The organism is uncultured Winogradskyella sp. (assembly GCF_947496485.1).
Lineage (GTDB): Bacteria > Bacteroidota > Bacteroidia > Flavobacteriales > Flavobacteriaceae > Winogradskyella.
This window is the reverse complement of sequence record NZ_CANMCZ010000007.1, coordinates 172,510-180,795: the sequence shown is the minus strand read 5'-3', so window position 1 is coordinate 180,795 and position 8,286 is coordinate 172,510. Positions and strand designations below refer to the sequence as shown.

Here is an 8,286-nt window from a genome sequence, read left to right as displayed (position 1 = left end):
GAGACAGTAGATGGTCCAGATGCAGGCACGGATCCAACAGAAGATCCAACACGAACGAACTTAGCGCCAAATGCAGAACTCACAGTAACCAAGACGACCGATGGAGTGATTACATCAGCAGGAGCGGCAGGTTTATTAGATGATACAATAGATTATACGATTACAGTAGAGAACACAGGCAATGTAACGATTACCGATATCGTAGTTACGGATGCAGATGTAACGTTCTTAACAGGGACGAATCCAATCGTTAGTTTAGCAGCAGGAGCGAGTGCGACCTTTACGGTACGAAAAGTGATCACCGCAGCAGACATCGCTAATGGTTATGTAGAGAACAGTGCGAGTGCAACAGGAGACAGTCCAAGTGGTACAGATGATGTTACGGATGTATCTGATACGGACGTGGACCCAGACAATGATCCAATACCGAACAATGAGACAGTAGATGGTCCAGATGCAGGCACGGATCCAACAGAAGATCCAACACGAACGAACTTAGCGCCAAATGCAGAGCTTACCTTAACTAAGACAGTAGTAATAAGTAATGATGTTGCACCAACTGGTATAAGTTTAGGAGATGAGTTAACCTATACATTCAGTGTGGAAAACACTGGTAATGTAACGGTCAGCAATATTACTATCGATGATCCTTTAACAGGTACGACAGGTTTATCTATAGTTCCAAGTATATTATTACCAGGTGAGATAGGTGCGGCAACAGTGACCTATAATGTAGATCAGGATGATGTTGATGCAGGCGTGATAGAAAATAGCGCAACTGCAACAGGAGACAGTCCAATGGGTACTGATGATGTAAGTGACATCAGTGATAATGGTGATGAGCTAACAGATGGACCAGACCCTGATAATGATCCAACAAATGATCCAACGGTAATAATTATACCAACAAATCCAGAATTAAGTATTACTAAGGCAAGTAGCTTAGATTTAGGAGCTGATGGTGTAGCAAGTGCTGGGGATATTATTACCTATACATATACTGTCACAAATACGGGTGATGTAACAATATTTGATGTAAGTGTTAATGAGAGTGCTGCAAACTTTACAGGCACAGGCATTTTACCAACACCAACATATGTTAGTGGGGGAAGTGATGAAGATGGTGAAGCAGACCTAGAGGATATGGTTGTTGGAATAGGTACGATAGTTTACACGGCAACATATACAATTACTCAAGATGATTTAGATGCTGGATTTGTAACGAACCAAGCTACAGTAGATGGAACGGATCCAAACGGAAATCCAGTAACAGATGATAGTGATGATCCAACGGATGCGACTAGTGATGATGATCCAACAATAACAGACCTTCCTGAAGATGCGAGAATCAGCTTAATAAAGACATCATTACCTTTAGCAGACACCAATGGTGATGGAATAGCTGGAAGTTTAGGTGATATTATATCATATGTGTTTATTGTAGAGAATACAGGAAATGTTACGCTAACAAATATTGAAGTCCAAGATGTGTTACCTGGTATTAATTTAATGGGTGGACCTATTGCCCAGTTAGTTCCTGGTGAAATTGATGCTACAACATTTACTGCAACATATGAGATTACTCAAGCTGACTTAGATGTTGGTAGTGTAACAAATTCAGCTTCTGTTAACGCTGAAGGACCTAGAGGTGATATAACTGATCCAACGGATGATGTTAGAGATACTAGTGACGATCCAAATGACACCAATGATAATGATGATAATGGTGATGGTGAACCGGATGATCCTACTGTCGTAATATTAAATTCAATTTATGATTTAGAAGTCGTTAAAACGGTTGATGAATTGCAACCTGCAATTGGGTCTGAAGTTATATTTACTATAGAAGTGGCAAACATTGGTAATGTTACAGCCACCGATATTGTAATTAATGAACAAATACCAAGTGGATATGTATTTGTTTCAGCTATAACAACAGCAGGAACATATTCTGACTTTGATGGAGAGTGGACCATTGCTCAATTAAATCCTGATCAAGTAGAGATTCTACAAATTACTGTTGAAGTATTAGGGTTTGGTGATTACTTAAACACGGCATTTGTACAAAGTTCTGTAGGAGGTAATGATGTTAATCCTGGTAACAATGAAGACAGTGCGGAAGTTGATCCAATTTGCTTAACCATCTACAATGAATTTTCACCAAATGGTGATGGCGTTAATGAAAATTTCGTGATTGATTGTATAGAGCGATATCCAGATAATATACTAGAAGTTTATAACAGATGGGGAAATATAGTTTATTCTAAAAAAGGATATTTAAATGATTGGGATGGTACTTCTAACGGAAGAGCTGTGATTAATCAATCTGAAAAATTACCAGTAGGTACATATTATTATGTTCTCGATCTAGGTGATGGCTCAGATCCAAGAGTTGGATGGTTATACATTAACAGATAAACTAATTATTACTGAATATAAAATATATTAAAATGATACATAAATCATCACTAGTAAAAGGATTAATAGTTTTAGTATTTACTATACTTAGTGCTAATAGTTTTGCACAACAAGATCCACAGTACACACATTATATGTACAATACGCTAAGTGTCAACCCTGCCTATGCAGGTCAAAGAGAAACACTAAGTGTGGTTGGTTTACATAGAAGTCAATGGGTAGGTATTGATGGAGCACCACAAACACAATCCTTAGGAATTCATTCCCCTTTACGTAATGAGCGCATTGGTTTAGGATTAAATATTGTAAACGATGCTTTAGGCCCTGTAAAGGAAACTTTTATAGATGCTAATTTTTCGTATACAATTCCATTAAACGCTAATGATTTAAAATTGTCATTTGGGGTAAAAGGGGGTTTTCATAACTTACAATCAGATTGGTCGTTAGGTGTTATTCAGCAAGTTGGTGACCCTACATTTGCAGATAATTTAAGTACATGGTCTCCAACTATAGGAGCAGGTTTATACATGCATACTAGAAAATGGTATTTAGGTTTAGCAGTCCCTAATTTTTTAGAGACAGAGCATTATGATGATGTTCAAGTTTCATTAGCTACTGAACGTATGCATTTTTTTGCTATTGGTGGCTATGTATTTAATATAAGTGAAACAACAGAATTGAAACCAGCCTTTTTAATTAAAGGTGTGGCTGGTGCGCCATTAATTGCAGATGTATCTGCTAATTTATGGTTTCAAAAGAATTTTACTTTAGGTTTAGCTTGGAGATGGGACGATTCCTTTAGTGCTTTGGCAGGTTTGCAAGTCACGCCTGGCATGTTTGTTGGATACAGCTATGATATGACCACAACTGGATTAAATAACTATAATAGTGGAACACACGAAATTACTTTAAGATTTGAAGTTAAGAGATTGGGTAGAATTTTATCACCACGATTCTTCTAAAAATAAGATTATGAAAACAATTACTAAATATATTTTATTAACGTTTGTATTAGTATTTTCTTTTACAGTATTTGCTCAAAATGGAAAAATACAAAGTGTTAAAGATGACTACAGAGATTTTGCTTACGTCAAAACAAGTGAGGTTTTATTAGAAGTTGCAAAAAAAGGTTATAAGTCTGTAGATTTATTTCAGAAACTAGGAAATTCATTTTATTTCAGAAATGAAATGGAAAATGCTGCTAAGTGGTATGGTGAATTAATGGCAATGGGAGAAGTTATAGATCCAGAGTATTATTTCAGATATGCACTAGCTCTCAAAGGTATTAAGGATTATGAGGGTTCAGATAAATGGATGAAAAAATTCAATGATTTAAAACCTGATGACTTAAGAGGTAAAGCATTTGTGTCTAAAGTTGATTATAAATCAACAATAGAAAAGATAAGTAGAGATGATATTGAAATCATAAACTTAGAGTTTAATACTGAATTATCAGATTTTGGAACTACAGAATTTGAAAACGGAATTGTATTTGCTTCAGCAAGAGGTGGTGGTCGTAAATACAGATGGAATGAAGAACCTTATTTAGACTTGTACATAGTTGAAAAAATAGATAGTACATCCTACGGTGAAGTTAAAGAAATTGAAGGTAAAGTAAACACCAAATTTCACGAGTCTAGTGCTGTATTTTCACCTAATGGTAAGTACATGTTCTTCACTAGAAATAATTTCTTTAGGTTAAGATATAAGGAAGATGATACAGGAATAAATAGACTTCAATTATACAGAGCTACATTGAGCGAAGACGGTTCTTGGGATGAGATTCATAAAATTCATTTTAATAGTGAGGATTATAGTGTTGCACACCCTACCTTAAATGTTACTGGTACTAAATTGTATTTTGCATCAGATATGCCAGGTACATATGGTCAATCTGATATTTTTGTTGTAGATGTAAATGATGATGGGACTTTAGGAGAACCAGAAAATTTAGGAACATCTATAAACACTGAAGGTCAAGAATCATTTCCTTTTATGAATACTAACGGTGATTTATATTATTCTTCAACAGGATTTCCTGGTTTAGGAGGATTAGATGTATTCGTCTCTGAAGGTCTAGACCAGAAATTTATTGGTTCTAATAAAAACTTTTCTATCAAAAATATTGGTGAACCTGTCAATAGTGCTTTTGATGATTTTGGATATTATGAAAACTTAGTTACAGAACGTGTTTATTTTAGTTCTAATAGAGAAGGAGGCAAGGGAAGCGATGATATTTATACGTTTGAAATACCAGAGTGCGAACAGATAGTTGAAGGAATTGTCCAAGATAAAAAGACTGATGAGTTAATAACTAATGCAACAGTCATTTTATTTGATGCAGAAGGGAATGAATTAGAACGTAAAACTGTAGGTGCTGATGCTGCTTTTCAATTTGAATTAGAATGTGAAAAAGAATATCTAATAAGGGGAGAAAAGGAAACGTATGCTTCTGATGAAAAACGTTTTACAACACCAAATAGAAAGCAAGAATTAAAACTACAATTATTGTTAGAGAAAGATGAAATTGAAATTAATCCATGTGATGATTTAGCTAAGATTCTAGATATTCCTATAATTTATTTTGATTTTGATAAATCTAATATTAGATATGATGCTGAAATTGAGGTACAGAAGGTATTAGCAGTATTAAATAAATACCCAACAATGACCATTGACATTCGTTCTCATACAGATTGTAGAGGACCAGCTTCTTATAATGAAAAGTTATCAGATAGAAGGGCACAATCTACCCGTCAATATTTAATAAGCAAAGGTATAGCAGAAGAGCGTTTAACTGCTAAAGGTTATGGTGAGTCGAGATTAGTAAACGATTGTGGCTGCGAACCAACAAACGAGTCTAGTTGTTCTCAAGAAGAACACCAATTAAATAGGCGTAGTGAGTTTATTATTACAAGTTTAAATGGTAAATCTTGTGATGATAAAGAATAACTATTTATCTAAATAATTTATATAAATGGCCGTTTAATTTTTAAACGGCTATTTTTTATGACTTCCTTTACCTTTTTTAAAGATGAAGGTGTTAATTTTGCTTTTATGATAGAAGAACAAGTCATCCTAGTAGATGAAAACGATAACCAGATTGGCCTAATGCCAAAAATGGAAGCCCACGAAAAAGCACTCCTTCATCGTGCATTTTCGGTATTTATTTTTAATAATAAGAATGAACTAATGCTTCAACAGCGTGCTATGCATAAGTACCATTCTCCAGGTTTATGGACTAACACGTGTTGCAGTCATCAACGCGATGGTGAAAGTAATTTGGAAGCTGGTAAACGTCGTTTACAAGAAGAAATGGGATTTGTTACCGATTTAGAAGAATCTACTTCATTTATTTACAAGGCACCTTTTGATAACGGTTTAACTGAGTATGAATATGATCATATTATGATTGGTCATTTCGAAGAAGAGCCGAAAATCAATGAAGAAGAGGTGGCAGATTGGAAATGGATGGAACTTGAAGAAGTAAAAGTTGATATGGCTTTGCATCCAGAACTATATACAGCATGGTTCAAGATTATTTTTGAGAAGTTTTATGAATTTATAAATATTAACAAGTAATGAAAGTAACAGTACATAGAAAAGCGCACTTTAATGCAGCACATCGTTTATATAGAAAAGACTGGAGTTTTGAGAAAAATGATGCTGTTTTTGGTCTATGTAATAACCCGAACTTTCATGGTCATAATTACGAATTAATTGCCAGTGTTACAGGAGAAATTGATCCTGAAACGGGTTATGTTATAGACGTAAAGATTTTAAAAGATATTATTAAATCTGAGGTCGAGGATGCTTTTGATCATAAGAATTTAAATGTTGAAGTTCCAGAATTTCAGGATTTAAACCCAACAGCAGAAAATATTGCCGTTATAATTTATAATAAGGTAAAGGCAAAGCTCGATGCTAAATTCCATCTAGAAATTACACTTTATGAAACTCCGCGTAACTTCGTAACGTATTCAGGCGAGTAGCTAAATGAAAAAGAGATTGTATCCATTAAAGTTTACACCTATTCTAAAAGACAAAATTTGGGGTGGTGAAAAACTAAATAAATATCTTAACAAAGCCTCTAATTCTAAGACTACAGGTGAAAGTTGGGAAATAAGCACAGTTTCTGATGCAATATCAATAGCATCTAATGGTGAGCTGAAAGGAAAATCTCTTCAAGAGCTTTTAGAAACTTATAAATCTGATTTGGTAGGCCAAAAGAACTATAAAAGATTTGGAAATAATTTTCCGTTGCTCATAAAATTTATAGATGCTAAAAACGATTTAAGTCTTCAGTTACATCCTAATGATGAGTTGGCAAAAGAAAGACATGATTCATTTGGTAAAACAGAGATGTGGTATGTTATGCAGGCTGATGAGGATGCAAACCTTATAGTTGGCTTTAATCAAAAAGTCGATAAGACTACTTATTTAAAACATCTCAAAGAAAATACACTTACTCAAATTTTAAACTTTGATAAAGTAAAGGAAGGTGATAGCTATTTTATTAAGGCAGGAAGAATTCATGCTATTGGTGCAGGTGTAATGCTCGCAGAAATACAGCAAACTAGTAATATAACTTATAGAGTACACGATTGGGATAGAGTCGATGAAGAAGGTAATAAACGAGACTTACACAATGACGTTGCTATCGATGCTTTTGACTTTAATATGAAAGATGACTTTAGAGTAAACTATAATAAAAATAAGAATACGTCAAATGAAATGGTGAATTGCGCATTTTTCACAACTAGTTTTTTAGAATTAGATTCAGACATAGAGAAACAAAACATGTATGACTCTTTTATGATATATATGTGTGTTGATGGTGAAGTAGAAGTTAGTACTGATATTTATAACACTAAGTTATATAAAGGAGAAACTATATTAATTCCTGCGGTAATTAGAAATTATAATTTAAAAACTAATTACGCCAAGCTTCTCGAAGTCTATGTTTAAAACTTCAATTTATTTTCAAAAGATTTAACCCAAGTATTTGTTATTTTTGCACAAATAAATATATGAATTATGGCAAATAAAAGAGATTTAAAGAAAGATATAAACCATGTTTTCGGTGATATATTAGACGCTGTTTATTATTGGGAATTAGAAAACACACAAAAATCAACTAAAGAGAGTGAAGCTATTATTGATGATGCTTTTGCTGGATTTGATGAGTTAATTGCGCGTGTAAATGATAGAAGTGTAGAGGATACAAAAGCTCACTTTAAGTCTATTAATAGTGATTTAGAATCAAAGGGAAAAGTTCTAATAGATAGAATTAATAAATTGAAGTAACATTTGAACTGGTCTTTTTGTAAGCTTATACTTAAAAATTAAAAATCCAATGACGAATAATTAGTCATTGGATTTTTTAATCTATTTTATTCTTTCTAAGAATTTTAAAAATGTAGTTTCATACCTTCGTGAGTAGCTTTAAAACCCAAGTTTTTATAAAACTTTATAGCTTCTGGTCTTTGTTTATCGGTAGTTAATTGTATCAAATGAGCATTTTTAGTTTTTGCACGCTCAATAGCCCACTTAAACATTATTTTACCAAGTCCAACACCTCTTTGATCTTTCCTTATCCTTACAGCTTCAATTTGGGCTCTTATTCCACCTTGATAGGTCAAATATTGAATAAAAGTAAGTTGTAATGTTCCAATAACCTCCAAGTCTTCATTTTCTACAACAATTAACTCATTGTTTGCATCTAAATTTATTTTTTCAAATGCATTTAAATACTGCTCAGGGAGAGGATCTTTAAAAACCTCTCTTTTCTTACCAAGTTCATCATCAGCAATCAAAGCTACTATCTTCGGAATATCATTTTTTGTTGCTTTTCTAAATTGCATTTAA

At 33.6% G+C, this 8,286-nt stretch carries 8 protein-coding genes; 7 read left to right on the top strand and 1 reads right to left on the bottom strand.

Annotated elements, in window-relative coordinates; all coding sequences use genetic code 11:
* The 7 genes from Q0822_RS17130 to Q0822_RS17100 form a co-directional block, all read left to right on the top strand.
* The coding region (locus Q0822_RS17130; protein WP_299126076.1) for a gliding motility-associated C-terminal domain-containing protein at positions 1-2,418 on the top strand (2,418 nt) is incomplete at its 5' end.
* 32 nt (positions 2,419-2,450) lie between these two features.
* Positions 2,451-3,380, top strand: coding sequence for a type IX secretion system membrane protein PorP/SprF (locus Q0822_RS17125; RefSeq protein WP_299126072.1), 930 nt, complete (start codon positions 2,451-2,453; stop codon positions 3,378-3,380).
* 10 nt (positions 3,381-3,390) lie between these two features.
* Positions 3,391-5,370: an OmpA family protein gene (locus Q0822_RS17120; protein ID WP_299126069.1), complete on the top strand. Its 1,980-nt coding sequence runs from the start codon at positions 3,391-3,393 to the stop codon at positions 5,368-5,370.
* Between the two features lie 105 nt (positions 5,371-5,475).
* Positions 5,476-6,000, top strand: coding sequence for an isopentenyl-diphosphate Delta-isomerase (idi, locus tag Q0822_RS17115; RefSeq protein WP_299126082.1), 525 nt, complete (start codon positions 5,476-5,478; stop codon positions 5,998-6,000).
* Positions 6,000-6,410, top strand: coding sequence for a 6-carboxytetrahydropterin synthase (locus Q0822_RS17110; RefSeq protein ID WP_299126066.1), 411 nt, complete (start codon positions 6,000-6,002; stop codon positions 6,408-6,410). Before idi ends, Q0822_RS17110 begins: the two co-directional genes overlap by 1 nt.
* Before the next feature lie 4 nt (positions 6,411-6,414).
* Complete coding sequence (locus Q0822_RS17105; protein WP_299126064.1) at positions 6,415-7,386, top strand: type I phosphomannose isomerase catalytic subunit; 972 nt, start codon at positions 6,415-6,417, stop codon at positions 7,384-7,386.
* A gap of 69 nt (positions 7,387-7,455) precedes the next feature.
* A complete protein-coding gene (locus tag Q0822_RS17100; protein ID WP_299126061.1) occupies positions 7,456-7,725 on the top strand; it encodes a hypothetical protein in 270 nt (89 codons plus the stop codon).
* A 104-nt stretch (positions 7,726-7,829) separates the two neighbouring features.
* Here the strand turns inward: Q0822_RS17100 and Q0822_RS17095 are convergent, their stop codons facing one another.
* Entirely contained in the window at positions 7,830-8,282 is a 453-nt protein-coding gene (locus Q0822_RS17095; RefSeq protein ID WP_299126058.1) for a GNAT family N-acetyltransferase, read from the bottom strand.
* Positions 8,283-8,286: the final 4 nt, after the last annotated feature.

What these genes read in the sequence shown, in the direction of transcription:
- Q0822_RS17095 (WP_299126058.1), bottom strand. Translation starts at nt 8,282, where the DNA reads ATGCAATTTAGAAAAGCAACAAAAAATGATATTCCGAAGATAGTAGCT.
- Q0822_RS17110 (WP_299126066.1), top strand. Translation starts at nt 6,000, where the DNA reads ATGAAAGTAACAGTACATAGAAAAGCGCACTTTAATGCAGCACATCGT.
- Q0822_RS17125 (WP_299126072.1), top strand. Translation starts at nt 2,451, where the DNA reads ATGATACATAAATCATCACTAGTAAAAGGATTAATAGTTTTAGTATTT.
- Q0822_RS17105 (WP_299126064.1), top strand. Translation starts at nt 6,415, where the DNA reads ATGAAAAAGAGATTGTATCCATTAAAGTTTACACCTATTCTAAAAGAC.
- Q0822_RS17120 (WP_299126069.1), top strand. Translation starts at nt 3,391, where the DNA reads ATGAAAACAATTACTAAATATATTTTATTAACGTTTGTATTAGTATTT.
- idi (WP_299126082.1), top strand. Translation starts at nt 5,476, where the DNA reads ATGATAGAAGAACAAGTCATCCTAGTAGATGAAAACGATAACCAGATT.
- Q0822_RS17100 (WP_299126061.1), top strand. Translation starts at nt 7,456, where the DNA reads ATGGCAAATAAAAGAGATTTAAAGAAAGATATAAACCATGTTTTCGGT.